The sequence below is a fragment of the Hyphomicrobium sp. genome, from assembly GCF_019744875.1.
Taxonomy (GTDB): domain Bacteria; phylum Pseudomonadota; class Alphaproteobacteria; order Rhizobiales; family Hyphomicrobiaceae; genus Hyphomicrobium_C.
Map to the genome: position 1 here is coordinate 1,017,627 of NZ_JAIETU010000002.1, position 14,726 is coordinate 1,032,352.

At 65.6% G+C, this 14,726-nt stretch carries 12 protein-coding genes; 6 read left to right on the top strand and 6 right to left on the bottom strand.

The window, feature by feature from the left end; genetic code table 11:
* Positions 1-215: 215 nt before the first annotated feature.
* The 4 genes from K2Y42_RS04890 to K2Y42_RS04905 all read left to right on the top strand — a co-directional run bounded on the left by K2Y42_RS04890 (position 216) and on the right by K2Y42_RS04905 (position 6,259).
* On the top strand, positions 216-2,138 hold the full coding sequence (locus K2Y42_RS04890; protein WP_291149131.1) for a methylmalonyl-CoA mutase family protein: 1,923 nt from the start codon (positions 216-218) through the stop codon (positions 2,136-2,138).
* Positions 2,135-2,593 (top strand): hypothetical protein, encoded by a 459-nt coding sequence (locus K2Y42_RS04895; protein WP_291149133.1) that lies wholly within the window; start codon positions 2,135-2,137, stop codon positions 2,591-2,593. Before K2Y42_RS04890 ends, K2Y42_RS04895 begins: the two co-directional genes overlap by 4 nt.
* 69 nt (positions 2,594-2,662) lie before the next feature.
* The gene (scpA, locus tag K2Y42_RS04900) at positions 2,663-4,831 is read left to right on the top strand and encodes a methylmalonyl-CoA mutase (protein WP_291149135.1); all 2,169 of its coding nucleotides are present in this window, start codon (positions 2,663-2,665) and stop codon (positions 4,829-4,831) included.
* 420 nt (positions 4,832-5,251) lie between these two features.
* Complete coding sequence (locus tag K2Y42_RS04905; RefSeq protein ID WP_291149137.1) at positions 5,252-6,259, top strand: NAD(P)-dependent alcohol dehydrogenase; 1,008 nt, start codon at positions 5,252-5,254, stop codon at positions 6,257-6,259.
* 33 nt (positions 6,260-6,292) lie between these two features.
* Here the strand turns inward: K2Y42_RS04905 and K2Y42_RS04910 are convergent, their stop codons facing one another.
* From K2Y42_RS04910 to K2Y42_RS04925, 4 genes are all read right to left on the bottom strand, one after another.
* Positions 6,293-6,838, bottom strand: a complete 546-nt coding sequence (locus K2Y42_RS04910) for a hypothetical protein (RefSeq protein WP_291149139.1) — start codon at positions 6,836-6,838, stop codon at positions 6,293-6,295.
* A gap of 181 nt (positions 6,839-7,019) precedes the next feature.
* On the bottom strand, positions 7,020-9,485 hold the full coding sequence (clpA, locus tag K2Y42_RS04915) for an ATP-dependent Clp protease ATP-binding subunit ClpA (protein ID WP_291149143.1): 2,466 nt from the start codon (positions 9,483-9,485) through the stop codon (positions 7,020-7,022).
* A gap of 7 nt (positions 9,486-9,492) precedes the next feature.
* Positions 9,493-9,834 (bottom strand): ATP-dependent Clp protease adapter ClpS, encoded by a 342-nt coding sequence (clpS, locus tag K2Y42_RS04920; RefSeq protein WP_291149146.1) that lies wholly within the window; start codon positions 9,832-9,834, stop codon positions 9,493-9,495.
* Positions 9,835-10,111: 277 nt separating this feature from the next.
* Positions 10,112-10,441 (bottom strand): phasin family protein, encoded by a 330-nt coding sequence (locus tag K2Y42_RS04925; protein WP_291149149.1) that lies wholly within the window; start codon positions 10,439-10,441, stop codon positions 10,112-10,114.
* Positions 10,442-10,892: 451 nt separating this feature from the next.
* Here K2Y42_RS04925 and K2Y42_RS04930 point away from each other — a divergent pair, with 451 nt between their 5' ends.
* Positions 10,893-12,704, top strand: a complete 1,812-nt coding sequence (locus K2Y42_RS04930; RefSeq protein ID WP_291149151.1) for a serine hydrolase — start codon at positions 10,893-10,895, stop codon at positions 12,702-12,704.
* 8 nt (positions 12,705-12,712) lie between these two features.
* Positions 12,713-13,096 carry a hypothetical protein gene (locus K2Y42_RS04935; protein ID WP_291149153.1) on the top strand — a complete coding sequence of 128 codons (384 nt, stop codon included), beginning with the start codon at positions 12,713-12,715 and terminating at the stop codon, positions 13,094-13,096.
* Here the strand turns inward: K2Y42_RS04935 and K2Y42_RS04940 are convergent.
* Together K2Y42_RS04940 and K2Y42_RS04945 are read right to left on the bottom strand one after the other, a co-directional pair.
* The gene (locus K2Y42_RS04940) at positions 13,083-13,781 is read right to left on the bottom strand and encodes a DnaJ domain-containing protein (RefSeq protein WP_291149156.1); all 699 of its coding nucleotides are present in this window, start codon (positions 13,779-13,781) and stop codon (positions 13,083-13,085) included. The two genes, K2Y42_RS04935 and K2Y42_RS04940, sit on opposite strands and share 14 nt — an antisense overlap.
* Before the next feature lie 128 nt (positions 13,782-13,909).
* On the bottom strand, positions 13,910-14,677 hold the full coding sequence (locus tag K2Y42_RS04945) for a VWA domain-containing protein (RefSeq protein ID WP_291149158.1): 768 nt from the start codon (positions 14,675-14,677) through the stop codon (positions 13,910-13,912).
* Positions 14,678-14,726: the final 49 nt, after the last annotated feature.

Consider the following 14,726-nt stretch of genomic DNA (forward strand, 5'->3'; position numbering starts at 1 on the left):
CAAATTCAGTTGCATGGCCCGCTTCGTCAAGCTGGGGAAACCCGTCCGGCGCCCCCTTTCGGGCCACAGAGAGCGGCAAGCGCGCCGAACCGTCGCGGACCCGTCACATTCCCCCTTTCCGCGTGCGCGCGCTTGTGGTTTTCCCTATAGAAAACCCAGAAGGTACGGCCTGTCCCGGCTGGCACGGACCCCGATGAACGAGGATCAAGAACGACATGACGGCCACCGACCCCGCTGCTGGCGCCTCAGCCATTCCTCTCGCGTCGGATTTCGAGGCGGCGACACGCGAACAATGGCTTGCCCTGGTCGATAAGGCGATCAAGGGCGCGGACTTCGAAAAGAAGCTCGTCACGCGCACGGCGGACGGCATCCGGGTCGAGCCGATCTATACCCGCGCCACCGCAAACGAGGGCCAGCAGTCGGCCCTGCCGGGCCAGGCGCCGTTCACGCGCGGGGCGAGCGCGGCCGTCGAGGGGTTGGGCTGGGAAATCCGCCAGGGGATCCGCGCCACCGATCCCGCCCGGGCCAATACGGAAATTCTGACCGAGCTGAACGGCGGCAGCAACGGGGTGCTGCTCGAAATCGAGGCGCCGGGTCAGGCCGGCTGCCGGATCACGAGTGCCGCCGACATGAAGACCGCGCTCAGCGGCATGCGGCTCGACCTTGCGCCGCTGGAGCTCAAGGCCGGTCTCGGCGCGCCGGAGGCGGCCCGCCATCTCATCGCAGCCCTTCCCGGCCTCGACATTCCGTCCAAGTCGGCGCTGCTCTTTCTCGGGCTCGACCCGATCGGCTCGCTCGCTCGCTGGGGAACGCGGCCTGCATCCCTCACGCAGACGCTGGCCGAGACGATCGCGATCGTTCGCGTCGCCCGCGCCGAGGCGCCCGCCGTGCGAACCGTGCGCGTCGACAGCACCATCTATCACGAGGCCGGCGCCAACGACGCGCTCGAGCTGGCCGCGCTTGGCGCGACGCTCATCGCCTACCTCAGAATGTTCGAGGCGGCCGGCGCGGCACCGGCCGACGCTCTGGCGCAGATGTCGTTCGCCGTCTCGACCGACACCGACCTGTTCGCCTCGGTCGCCAAGCTGCGCGCCGCGCGCCGCCTGATCTGGCGCATCGCGGACGCATCGGGCGCGGGTGATGCGGCGCGCGCGCTCCACATTTCCGCGCGCGCTTCGCTGCGCGTCATGGCGCAGCGCGATTCCTGGACCAACATGCTGCGCTCGACACTCTCGTGCGCGGGCGCGGCGCTCGGTGGCGCCGACGCCATCACCGTGCTGCCGTTCACGGCGGCGCTCGGGGAAGCCGACGATTTCGCTCGCCGCTGCGCGCGCAACATCCAGATCGTGCTTCAGGAGGAAAGCTGGCTCGGCCGCGTGGTCGATCCGATGGGCGGCTCCTGGTTCATCGAGGCGCTGACGGACGAGACCGCGAAGGCGGCTTGGGCGCTGATGCAGGAGATCGAGGCGAAGGGCGGCATCATCGCCGCGCTCGACCAGGGCTTCATCCAGGATCGCGTGGCAGCCGACGCGGCCGCGCGCGCGAAGGCGATCGCGACCGGCAAGCAGGATCTCACCGGCGTGTCGGCGTTTCCGCTGCTCGGCGACGACGGCGTCACGTTCGCCCCGCCTGCGGCCGTGCCGCCCGTCCGCAGCGAAGAGATGGTGCGCCCGCTCGTGCCACACCGGCTTGCCGAGCCATTCGAGGCGCTGCGCGACGCATCGGACGCCTTCGTCGCCAAGGGCAATCCGGCACCGACCATCTTCCTCGCCAGCATCGGCGCGGTAATCGATCACACCGGGCGTTCGACGTGGGTCAAGAATTACCTCGCGGCCGGCGGCATCGCTTCGCTCACGACCGACGGGTACGCGTCGGCCGATGACGCGGCAAAGGCGTTCAAGGCGTCGGGCGTGACGACGGCATGCATCTGTTCGTCGGATGCGCTCTACGCCGAGCACGCGGAAGCAACCGCGAAGGCGCTCAAGGCGGCGGGCGCGAAGCTCGTGCTGATGGCCGGGCGGCCGGGTGAACGCGAAGCTGCTCTCAAGGCGGCAGGCGTCGACCAGTTCCTGTTCGTCGGTGCGGACGCAGTCGCGACGCTGAAGGGGCTGCAGGGGAAGCTGGGAGTGACGGCGTGAGCGGCCAGATCGCGAGCATGTCGGAGGCTCCCGGCGCCGGATCGCGAACCGGCGCGTTTTACGTTTTCTCCGCCGCGGCGCTCGCGTCTCTCGGTGCGGCTGCGACCGGCCTCTGGCTCGTGTTCGGCCAGGGGATGTTCGAAGACCCGGCGCGGGCGTTCATCGTGGCCGGGCTCGTCTACGGCGCGCTTCCCGGGATCCCGGCCCTGCTGGCGATCCGCTGGCTGTTCTCCGCATCGCCTGCGGGCGGCTTGCGCGATCTTGCGGGGTACGTTGCGCTTTCTGCCCTCGCGGCGCTCATCTGGATGCTGCCGTTCCTGGGCCTTTATGTGCCGGCCGACAGCGCGAACACCCTGGCTGCGGCCGGCGAGATGGCCACCTTCCACGGGCTTTCCGGCGGTGCCGGCGGGCTTTTGTTCTGGCTTTTGACGAGATCGCGCCGCGTCACTTCATAAGCGCAGCCGTTCTGGACTACACTCTTTGGACGTCGCCCCAACCGGGCCTAGCAAGAGATGACGACAGGCATGACCACCATTCCGGACTTTACCCAGGTCAAGCTCGAGAGCGCGCCGAATGCGGGCGGAGCATCGTCGCTCCCGGCCGGCGAGACGTTCGCGACGCCGGAGGGCATCCCGGTCAAGCCGGTCTATACGGAGGCCGATACGGCGGGGCTCGATTTCCTCGACACGTGGCCGGGCATCGCCCCTTACGTGCGCGGGCCGTATCCGACGATGTACGTCACGCAGCCGTGGACGGTGCGCCAGTACGCGGGCTTCTCGACGGCGGAAGATTCCAACGCGTTCTACCGGCGCAACATCGCGGCCGGACAGAAGGGCCTCTCGGTCGCGTTCGATCTGGCGACGCATCGCGGCTACGACTCGGATCATCCGCGCGTGCGCGGCGACGTCGGCATGGCGGGCGTGGCCATCGACAGCATCTACGACATGCGGACGCTGTTCGACTCCATCCCGCTGCAAGACATGACCGTCTCGATGACGATGAACGGCGCGGTGCTGCCGATTCTCTCGCTGTTCATCGTGGCGGGCGAGGAGCAGGGCGTTCCCGCCTCCAAGCTCGCCGGCACGATCCAGAACGACATCCTCAAAGAATTCATGGTGCGGAACACCTACATCTATCCGCCCGACCCTTCGATGCGGATCGTGTCCGACATCTTCGCCTACACGTCGGCCAACATGCCGAAGTTCAACTCGATCTCGATTTCCGGCTATCACATGCAGGAAGCGGGCGCGACGGCGGACCTCGAGCTCGGCTACACCATCGCCGATGGCATCGAGTATGCGCGCGCTGGCGTTGCCGGCGGCCTCGACATCGACAAGTTCGCGCCGCGCCTGTCGTTCTTCTGGGCGATCGGCATGAACTACTACATGGAGATCGCCAAGATGCGGGCCGCGCGCCTGCTCTGGGCGACGCTCATCAAGCGCGAGTTCGCGCCCAAGGACGTGCGCTCGCTGTCGCTGCGCACGCACTGCCAGACGTCGGGCTGGAGCCTCACGGCGCAGGACATTTTCAACAACGCGACGCGCACCTGCATCGAGGCCATGGCGGCCACGCAGGGGCACACACAATCGCTGCACACCAACGGCATCGACGAAGCCATCGCACTCCCGACCGACTTCTCGGCCCGCATCGCGCGTAACACGCAGCTTGTGCTGCAGCAGGAAAGCGGCACGACGCGTCCGATCGATCCGTGGGGCGGCAGCCACTTTATCGAGCGGCTGACCTACGAGCTGGCGCTCAAGGCCATGAAGCATATCGACGAGGTGGAAAAGCTCGGCGGCATGGCGAAGGCCATTGCGGCGGGCATTCCGAAGATCCGCATCGAGGAAGCCGCCGCTCGCACGCAGGCGCGTATCGACAGCGGGCGCCAGACCATCGTCGGCATCAACAAGCTGCAAACGACGGAAGACCTCAAGATCAACCTGCTCAAGGTGGACAACGCGTCCGTGCGCGAGCAGCAGATCGCCAAGCTCAAGCGGCTTCGCGGCGAGCGTAACGAAGTGGAAGTGCAGGCCGCCCTCAACGCGCTGACGGAAGGCGCGAAGGGCAACGCCAACCTGCTCGACCTCGGCGTCAAGGCGGCGCGCGCGATGGCGACCGTCGGCGAAATGTCGGAAGCGATGGAACGGGTGTACACGCGTCATCGCGCGGAAGTGCGCACCATTTCGGGCGTTTACAGATCGGAAGCGGGTTCCATGAACGACGATGTCGGCACGGTCATTCAGATGGCGGCGGCGTTCGAGAAGATGGACGGGCGGCGCCCGCGCATTCTTATCGCCAAGATGGGCCAGGACGGTCATGACCGCGGACAGAAGGTGATTGCATCCGCGTTTGCCGACCTCGGCTTCGACGTCGACATCGGACCGCTGTTTGCGACGCCGGAAGAAGCGGCGCGCCAGGCGGTTGAGAACGACGTGCATGTGATCGGCGTCTCGACCATGACGGCCGGCCATTTGACGCTGGTACCGGATCTCAAGGGGGCGCTCGCCAAGGATGGCCGCGAGGACATCATGGTGGTGGTCGGCGGCGTGATCCCGCCGCACGATTACGAGGCGCTGTTCGCGGCGGGCGCTGCAGCGATTTTCGGCCCGGGCACCAACATCCCGAAGGCGGCAGCGGACCTCATCACCAAGCTCAACGAGAAGTACGGATACACGAAGGCGGCGGCGGAGTAGACGGGCGGAGCCACCTCCAAGTCCCGTCATGCCTGCCCCACCAACATTGACCCGGCTGGCCTGAAAGGCCGGGCCGCGCATTTGCGCGGCGCGCTTTAGCGCGCCGCGGCGATGTTGGTGGGCTGGGAAATGTTGCGTAGTTCGGTGATCATGGGTGGAGCACGTTCCGCTTTCCCATGCGGAGAGATGGATCCTAGGCACAACGCCTAGGAAGACAGTTGCGGATGTTGAGTTGGTTGCGGCCCCTCACCCTTTTTCGACCGCTCCCCCACTTTCGTGCCCTCTCCTCATCTGCCCTCAGCCGCACACCCGGCCTCACAAAAACGTCCACTGGGCCTTTAGTGCAGGTGGCGATGGGGCGGTTGGCATCCTACTTTTAGGGTGTCTCTTACGCCGCAAGCCACCACCGGAGCCTCCCCCATGAAAGCCGTCATTGTGTCTCGCCCCGCCGGGCTCGATCATCTGCAGGTTGTCGAGCGCGGCGATCCGGGTGCACCGGGGGCCGGGCAGATCCGCGTGCGCCTGGCCGCGAACTCGCTGAATTATCACGACTATGCGGTGGCCGCCGGCGCCATCCCGACCGCCAACGGGCGCGTTCTGCTGTCGGACGGCGCGGGCGTCGTCGAAGCGGTCGGCGAGGGCGTGACGGAGTTCGCGGCCGGCGATCACGTCCTCTCGTGCTTCTTCCCCTATTGGCAGGACGGCGTGCCGCCGCACGGCAATTTCAGCCATGTGCCCGGCGACGGCATCGATGGCTATGCCTGTGAAGCCGTCGTCACGCCCGCTCACTGGTTCACGCGCGCGCCCGCCGGCTGGACGCACGCAGAAGCCGCGACCTTGCCGTGCGCGGGATTGACTGCATGGCGCGCGCTGGTCGTCGAAGGCCAGCTCAAGGCCGGCGACAGCGTGCTCATTCTCGGCACCGGCGGCGTCGCGATCTTCGCGCTGCAGATGGCCAAGGCCATGGGCGCGGTGGCGATCGTCACATCGTCGTCGGACGCGAAGCTCGAACGGGCCCGCGAGATGGGCGCCGACTTTACCGTGAACTACAAGACAGACCCCGAGTGGGGCGACACCGTGCGGCGCTGGACGGGCAAGCGTGGCGTCGATCATGTGCTCGAAATCGGCGGGCCCGGCACGCTCGCGCAATCGATCACGGCGGCACGCGTCGGCGGACACATCGCGCTGATCGGCATCCTGACGGGGATCAAAGGCGAGGTGCCGACGCTCGCCATGATGGCCAAGCAGATCAAGCTGCAGGGCATTGTCGTCGGCAGCCGACGGCATCAGGAGGAGATGGTACGCGGACTCGAAGCGACGGGCATCCGGCCCGTGATCGATAAGACGTTCGCGCTGGACCAGCTTGCAGACGCCTTCCGCTACGAGGAACAGGCGCAGCACTTCGGCAAGATCTGCGTCGAGACCTGAGACATCGCCTAGCCCGCCGCGGCCGTTCAAGAGCTAAGGCAGCGGCGGGTTCATCGGGTCGAAGTGCTTGACCTTGTTTCCGGCAAAACCATGCAGGCCCACGTATGCGCCCAACGCCAGGACGGCGACGACGGCGAGGGCCTGCCACGCACTGACCGCGCCCTCATAGACGGCGGCGATCCAGACGGCGACACCGATCGCGGCAAGCAGCAGAACGACGATCCAGACGATCTGCAGGCCGCCGCTGCCCTGAATGAACTGGGCCTTCGCGTTGGCCGCACTCACGCGGCGGCACAGGCCGCGCACGAAAGCCGCATAGGTGGGGGAGCGATCCTCGAACTCTCCGACCGACAGAAAATGATGCGAGCGGACGGTGATCTTCCCCTGCGAGCGGGTTGCGATCGTGCATTGCGCGTGCGTGCTTTCGAAGCTCGCATACGAGATCAGGCGCACGCTTTCGATGTCCGCATACGGGATGCGCTTCGTCGCCCCGCCGGACTGCACGACGAGACCGTCGTTCGCGAGGCTGTACGACGCGACCTCCGAGAACATGTGAAGCCGGACGGAATGCTCGGTCACGCCGGCGCTCCTTCAAGATGCGTCCGCTCGTTCAAGATGCGTCCGCAAGCGGATTTGATGCGTATCGAGACTATGGCCGTGAAGCGCGCCACCCGCAAGCGCATTGGGGCCAGTGAAACGCGAAACGCCGCGAAGCTCAGGCTTCGCGGCGTTTCGATTGGCGTGTGGGGCGAGAGGCGCCTCAATCTTCCTTTTTGCGCGGGACACTCGGGACTGCGCCACCCGAACGGGGGGGCTTGTCCTTCTTGTCCTTCGGGCCCGGCAGGGCCTTACGCGGCGGCGCGACCTCGACCAGGCTCGCCGCTTCGGCCACTTCGAGGTCGTCGTCCTCGTCGTCCTCGTCCTTGGCGCGCGGTTTCTTGGACGGATCGCCGGGGATGATCTCGAACGTGAGCGTGCTGTCCTCGCCCTTGCCCTGAACGAGCACTTTCACGGTGCCGCCGTTCTCGAGCTTGCCGAACAGCAGCTCATCGGCCAGCGGCTTTTTGATGTACTCCTGGATGACGCGGGCCAAGGGCCTTGCGCCGAACTTCTCGTCGTAGCCCTTCTCGCCGATCCATTTGTGTGCGCCTTCCGAAAGCTCGATCGTGACGCCACGATCAGCCAACTGGGCCTCGAGCTGGAAGATGAACTTCTCGACGACCTTGGCGATCACCTCCGGCGGCAGGCCGGAGAACGGGATGACCGCATCGAGACGGTTGCGGAACTCCGGCGTGAACAGCCTGTTCACGGCCTCGGTATCCTCGCCCTCGCGCCGCTCGCGGTTGAAGCCCATGGGCGGACGCGCCATGTCGGTCGCTCCCGCATTCGTCGTCATGATCAGGATGACGTTGCGGAAGTCGACGCTCTTGCCATTGTGATCGGTGAGCTTGCCGTGGTCCATGACCTGCAACAGGATGTTGAACAGGTCCGGATGGGCCTTCTCGATCTCGTCGAGCAGCAGCACGCAGTGGGGATGCTGATCGATGCCGTCGGTCAGCAAGCCGCCCTGGTCGAAGCCGACATAGCCCGGAGGCGCGCCGATCAACCGCGAGACGGTGTGCTTTTCCATGTACTCCGACATGTCGAAGCGCAGCAGCTCGACGCCCATCAGGTTGGCGAGCTGCTTGGCGACTTCGGTCTTGCCGACGCCGGTGGGGCCGGAGAACAGGTAGCAGCCGATCGGCTTTTCCGGTTCCCGCAGGCCTGCGCGCGCGAGCTTGATGGCGGCCGAGAGCGCGGTGATGGCCTTGTCCTGGCCGAACACGAGCCGCTTCATGTCCTTGTCGAGGTTCGAGAGCACCTCGGCGTCGGACTTGGTGACCGTCTTCGGCGGGATGCGCGCCATCGTGGCGACGGTGGCCTCGACCTCCTTCACCGTGATCTTCTTCTTGCGCTTGCCTTCCGGCACGAGCATCTGCGAGGCGCCCGTCTCGTCGATCACGTCGATCGCCTTGTCGGGCAGCTTGCGGTCGTGGATGTACTTCGCCGACAGCTCCACGGCGGCCTTGATGGCCTCGCCCGTGTACTTGAGCTTGTGGAACTCCTCGAAGTACGGCTTCAGACCCTTGAGGATCGCGATGCTGTCCTCGATCGTGGGCTCTTTCACGTCGATCTTCTGGAAGCGGCGGACGAGCGCGCGATCCTTCTCGAAGTGCTGGCGGTACTCCTTGTAGGTGGTCGAGCCGATGCAGCGCACCGTGCCCGACTGAAGCGCGGGCTTCAGCAGGTTCGATGCGTCCATTGCGCCGCCGGACGTGGCGCCCGCGCCGATCACGGTGTGGATCTCGTCGATGAAGAGGATCGCGCCGGGATAGTTCTCGACCTCCTTCATGACCGCCTTCAGGCGTTCCTCGAAGTCTCCTCGGTAGCGCGTGCCAGCCAGCAGCGCGCCCATGTCGAGCGAGAAGATGGTGGCATTCTTCAGCACTTCGGGGACCTCGCCGCGCAGGATCTTGCGCGCCAAGCCTTCGGCGATGGCCGTCTTGCCGACACCCGGATCGCCGACCAGCAGCGGGTTGTTCTTCTGGCGACGGCACAGCACCTGGATGGTGCGCAGCACCTCCTGCTCGCGGCCGATCAACGGATCGATGCGGCCGTCGCGCGCCTTCTTGTTCAGATTGACGCAATATGTGTTGAGCGCATCCTGACCGGGCTTCTTGTCTTCGCCGGTCTCGCTCGCCTGCTCGTCATCCACCCCGCGCACTCCCCTGGGCTCTGCCATCCCAGCTCGTTTGGCGATTCCGTGACTGATGTACTGGACCGCGTCGAAGCGCGTCATTTCCTGCTCCTGCAGGAAGAACGCCGCGTGGCTCTCGCGTTCCGCAAAAATGGCGACCAGCACGTTGGCGCCGGTGACTTCCTCGCGCCCAGACGACTGCACGTGCACGACGGCGCGATGAATGACGCGCTGGAAACCCGTGGTCGGCTGCGCTTCGGCGCTGCCCTTGTGAACGAGGTTGCCGAGCTCGGTGTCGAGATATTCGGTGACACGCTGGCGCAACTGGTCGAGATCGACATTGCAGGCGCGCATGACAGCGGCCGCGTCGCGATCATCGATCAGCGCAGCGAGCAGATGCTCGAGGGTGGCGAACTCGTGATTGCGCTCGTTCGCGAACTCCAGAGCGCGGTGGAGAGATGCTTCAAGGCTCTTCGAGAAGGATGGCACGTTCGACCTACTCTTTCTCCATGGTGCATTGTAAAGGATGGCCATGCTGACGCGAGAAGTCCATCACCTGCGTCACCTTCGTCTCTGCGACTTCGTAAGTGAAGACGCCGCAGATCCCGACGCCCTTGTGATGCACGTGCAGCATGATGCGCGTGGCTTCCTCCCGGCCCTTGCTGAAATACTTCTCCAGCACGAGCACGACGAATTCCATCGGCGTGTAGTCGTCGTTGAGAATCAGCACTTTGTAGAGTGACGGCTTTTTGGTTTTTGGCCGCGTCTTGGTGACAAGGCCGGTCTTGCCTTCCTCGCCACTCTTGTCGTTGTTGCCCGCCCCATTCCGTCCGGCCATTCTCAGTCCCAGTGTCATCTTACGTGTTGTCGATCTTTGGCTGCCGCCACGCGGCCGCCTCCTAGTGCCATGTTTGCGCAGGTAGCTTGCGCCAGCAATGCCCTTTGCGGGTTTGCCCGCTATTGCGGGCCTCTGATTGGCCTCCTTGCTGGAGAGATCGGAGCAGATCAATCGGGCCAAAAGAAAGTGGGGTGCTCCGGTCAATAAAAAAGGCCCGTGGCTGAAAAGCCAGGGCCTATTTTGCCGTCACTTGTCGAACAAGCTGGCGAGCATCGGCTCACCTGACGTTTTGAAAGGCCTTTTCGACCGGCTTGTAGGCGTCCTTGGCGAGGCTGCTGTACATGCCACCGATCTTGGAGAGCTGATGCATGTAGTCGTCGTAGGCGCGCTTGGCGAAGCTCGTCTGAATCTCGACGGCCTGCTCGACGGACTTTGCCGACACCAGCTTTTCGAAGGTTGCCGTGCCATCCTCGAAGGCGCGCTTCGAGTAATCGGTCATTTCGGCGGCGATTGCCTGCCAACCCTTGTTCCAATCGCCGAAGATCTTCAAAGCCGTGTCGACGTTGGTCTGACTAATCTTCTGAATGTCTTGCAGATTGTTGATCATGAGCTGCTACCCGTCCTGATCCGGTGGAGAGTCTTGCCCCATAATTATAAGCGCTGCAGCATGGTTTTCAAGCCTTACGTTGCGCCGCAACATGGCAGTGCGCGGTCCTGTATCGGGTTCGTTAACCTAATGGCAGGGCGGCTTCGTTTAGCGTGACGGCGGCATGGGCTGGGTCCGTCGTGACGCCGGAAAGGCGCCTCCACTTGTGGCGCTGGAAAGGCTCAGGGTGGCCCCAAAGTGGCCCAGAAGAATAGGCATGAAAACCGGCATCGGATATGGTTGACGGCTCGGCAGGCCAACGGGTGGGCACGTATAGGCGCCGATGACCGGCTCCAGCGCGCCGGTTCCGAGCACTGGGTCCGGTGACCTGGCAAGCACTTCACACTTCGAGCATTTCACACTCTCAGTTCACATACTCATTTCACTCTCTGGGGGCTCCTTGGCGACTGTCGTGACGCGATCGATGCTGCTGCTGCTGGCCGTCTGCGGACTGTCATTGCTGCCGCTCGGCACCGCACACGCGAAAGGTGATGCCAAGAAGCAGGCCTCGATCATCATCGACGCCAACACCGGGCGCGTGTTGCACGATCAAGACGGCGACGAGCTGCGCTTCCCCGCCTCGCTCACCAAAATGATGACGCTCTACATGCTGTTCGGCGAGATCGAGCAGGGGCGCCTCACCTACGACAGCAAGATCCGGATCAGCGAGCGCGCCAACGGCATGGCGCCGTCGAAGCTGGGGCTCGAGGTCGGCGAAGAGATCGCGGTAATCGACTGCATCAAGGCGCTCGTCGTCAAATCGGCCAACGACATCGCCGTGGCCGTCGCTGAGCGCATCGGCGGATCGGAATATCAGTTCGCCAGCATGATGACCGAGCGCGCCCGTCAGATCGGCATGCGCAACACCACGTTCCGCAATGCGTCCGGACTGCCCAATCCTGCGCAGTTCTCGACCGCACGCGACATGACCATCCTGGCGCTGCGGCTGCAGGACGACTATCCGCAGCACTACAAGTATTTTTCGCTCCCGTCGTTCGAGTACGGGGGCAAGGTCTACAAATCGCACAATACGCTGATGCGCGGTTTCCCGGGCATGGACGGCGTGAAGACGGGCTACACGCGCGCTTCTGGCTTCAATCTCGTGTCGTCGGTGCGCGCGGACGGCAAGCACATCGTCGGCGCGGTGTTCGGCGGCAAGACGGCGGCGACCCGCAACGCGCTCATGCGCTCGCTGCTCTACGCCGCGTTGCAGGATGCTTCCACCAGCAAGACTCGTGAGCCGGCCAAGCTGATCGCGTCGGCGCGGAAGCCCTCGAAGCCCGCGCCCGTTCTCGCCGCTGCAGCACCCGCTCCGGCTCCGGCTCCCGCCGCGAAGAAAAAGGTCGCCGTTGCCGCTCTGACGCCCTCGAACGTGCCGCTTCCCGTGCGCGCCGCGCGCCGCCAGCCGGATGCCATCGCGCAGGTTCTGTCGACGGAGAAGGAGACGGCCACCCCGCCTCCTGCCAGCGCGCCTCCGCCCGCGGAGCCAGTCGCCGTCGCGCAACTGCCCGCGCCGGGCGAAGAGGCGCAGCCGGCCGAGTCGCCACGCCTCGATCTTCAGGCCTTGCGCGAGGCGATGTCTGACGCGGAGATCGAAGAGAAATCGACCGCCGCGGCGACTGAAGACGACGCACCGTCCGTGCGCGAGATGGAGGCTTCGGCCGGAACCCCGGCCACGCAGGCTTCGGCCGGCACACCACAAGATATTGCCGGGCTGATCCGCAAATCTCTCATCGACGGCGCGCCCGTACCGACGACACCTCCGTCCGGCGCTCAGGTTGCGGACGCGAGCGGCGCTGTCGCGCGTCCTGCGTCCACGCTCGGTGCGCAGGCCAACGCACTCGGCGCCAGCGATATTGCGCGCGGCGGCATGAACGAAGACGGCTCGCCGGCGCATGCCGCACTGCTCGCTGCACACGAACCTTCGGCCCCGCGCCAACCCGCAGCCGCCCCGTCCCAGCCGAGCGCGACCGGTGGCAAAGGCTATGAAATTCAGATCGGCGCCTTTTCGACGCCGGACGAAGCGAAATCGAAGATCGATGGCGTGCGTTCGCGCGCGGTCGCTTTGCTCGAAGGCCACAACGGCGTCACCTTGCCCTTCCAGAAGGCCGACCGGCAGGTCTACCGCGCCCGGTTCGTGAACTTCGACGAACCGGCGGCCTCGGCGACCTGCCTGGAGCTGCGCCGCCTCGCCGTCGATTGCCTCGTCATGCGGGCGGAGTAGAAAAGTTCATGGCGGCCGCACAGGCTTGGATCTCCGTCGCGGGCATCGCGCTCGATCTGCTCGGATTTTTGCTGCTGCTCAGGGAATGGTGGATCGCGTTCTTCCACGAGAACGCGGCGCTCGAACACCAGCAGAAGCGCGCCTGGGAGCAGTCGCTGCGCCACCACCAGACCTCGCATGCGTCCGATCAGCTCCGGTCGCACCTCGATACGCACCACAGGCTTCACGACGAGATGGTGGACCGCAGCGTTCGCGCGCGGCACATCGCGACGCTTAGGGCGCGCAAGCGTTTTTTCGTGCTCGCAACCATACTGATCGTGCTCGGCTCGCTGCTGCAGCTTGCCGGCCAGCTTCCCGAAAGCATCGTGTCGGCGCTGATCACCGCTGGTTGAGCAAGACGTCCTTGGCTTCGTTGACCTGGGCGGCCAGATACGTCGAGCCGCCCCGATCGGGATGCAGCTTGAGCATCAGGTCGCGATGGGCGCGGCGCACTTCCTCATCGGTCGCGCCGGGTTTCAGCCCCAGGATCTCATAGGCCTGCTCAGGCTGCATGCGGCCGTCATGGTCGCGCATCTCGCGCTCGCCGCGCGAAACGTCCTCCCGCCAGGTGGGGTGGACGCGATCGAGATACGTCTCGAGCAACTGCGCCGACTGCGGATCGATGAAGCGGCAGTCGTGCCAGAGCAGCGCGACCTCGGCGGGCTTCAGCGTGTCGAGGTTGCGGCCGGTGAACATGCCTTTCAGCACGCGCCCGCCCATGGCGCCGCTGTCGTGATCCAGCTCCATTTCGAGATGATCGGTGGTCACGGTGGAGGACTGGCCCGTCTTCGGGGCCTGAGGCCGGCGCCAGGTGGGCGCGGTGCCGTTCCAGCCCAGCAGCCAGCTTCCAATCATACCGAGCACAGCGGCGACGCCGGGCGCGCCGCGGATCAGAAACAGGGCCGACGCACCGAGTGCCACCGCGCCGCCCGCCAGGCGGAGTTGCCGCGCCAATGCGGCGGGATTGGCGCGCGTGAAGCCGCCTATCGAAAACAGCGCCAGGACGAGCGCGGCAAGGCCGAGGAGTAGAAACTGCATCTGCGCGTCGACCTCGGCACTTTCCTTTTCCGTGAAACGGCGAGCCCTAGCCAGACCCGGCAAAGGCAAACGCTTCGCGCACTATAAACACCGCAGTCGCATTCGGATACCGACGCGGGTCCGCGTCCTTACCGCTTCATTTGGCCGAGCAGGCGTCGCGCGCCGGCTGAGCCCGGCTTGGCCAGCAATGCCTGCAGAGCTTTCTCGCCGCCGGCCGCATAAACGGCGACCGCCGTCAGGAGATCGCGAAGCTCTGCGGCGGAACCGGGGCCGAAGCGGCAGGCGGCGCCTTTCGTGAGGCGGGCGATCTCGGCGAAGGCCCGCGTGGCATGCGGATCATCTCCCTCCTGAAACAGGAACGCGGGCACGCCGAGCAACGCCAGCTCGCCTGCGCGCCCCGCAAGATCGTCGATGGACTCCTCAACCGCATCGCCGACGTAGACGAGCGCGCTGATGCGCTTCGTCTCCGACTCACGCCGCGCGTGCGTCAGCACCTTGCCGATCTGCGTGTAGCCGCCGTGGCAGGCGACCTGGCGCATGAGCCCGGCGAGCGCGTCGGCGTTCGAGACCCAGCGGGACGCGCGCGCCTCGCCCGCGCCGCGGAAGTACATGAGCTGCACTTCGAGCGATCCGATTTCCTTGACCGCCTGGAACATCTCGGACTGAAGCGCGAGCGCCATATCCCACGTCGGCGCGCGGCTCATGGTGGCGTCCATGGCGAACAGCAGGCGGCCGCGCCCTGGCCCCACAGCGGGCCCCAGCGCCTTCACCTTGGCGACGAAATCCGCGATCTCACTGCCGGACGATGTCTCGCGCGCGGGGACGCCGCCGGCGGCCTTGCCCGTCGCGGCCGGATCCGTCGTCGCGTTGCCCGGTGTCTTCACGTCTCGCGCCATTGCGGGCCAGATCTCCTTGCTGGCCCTAACATGGTGGGAAGCGGGAGCT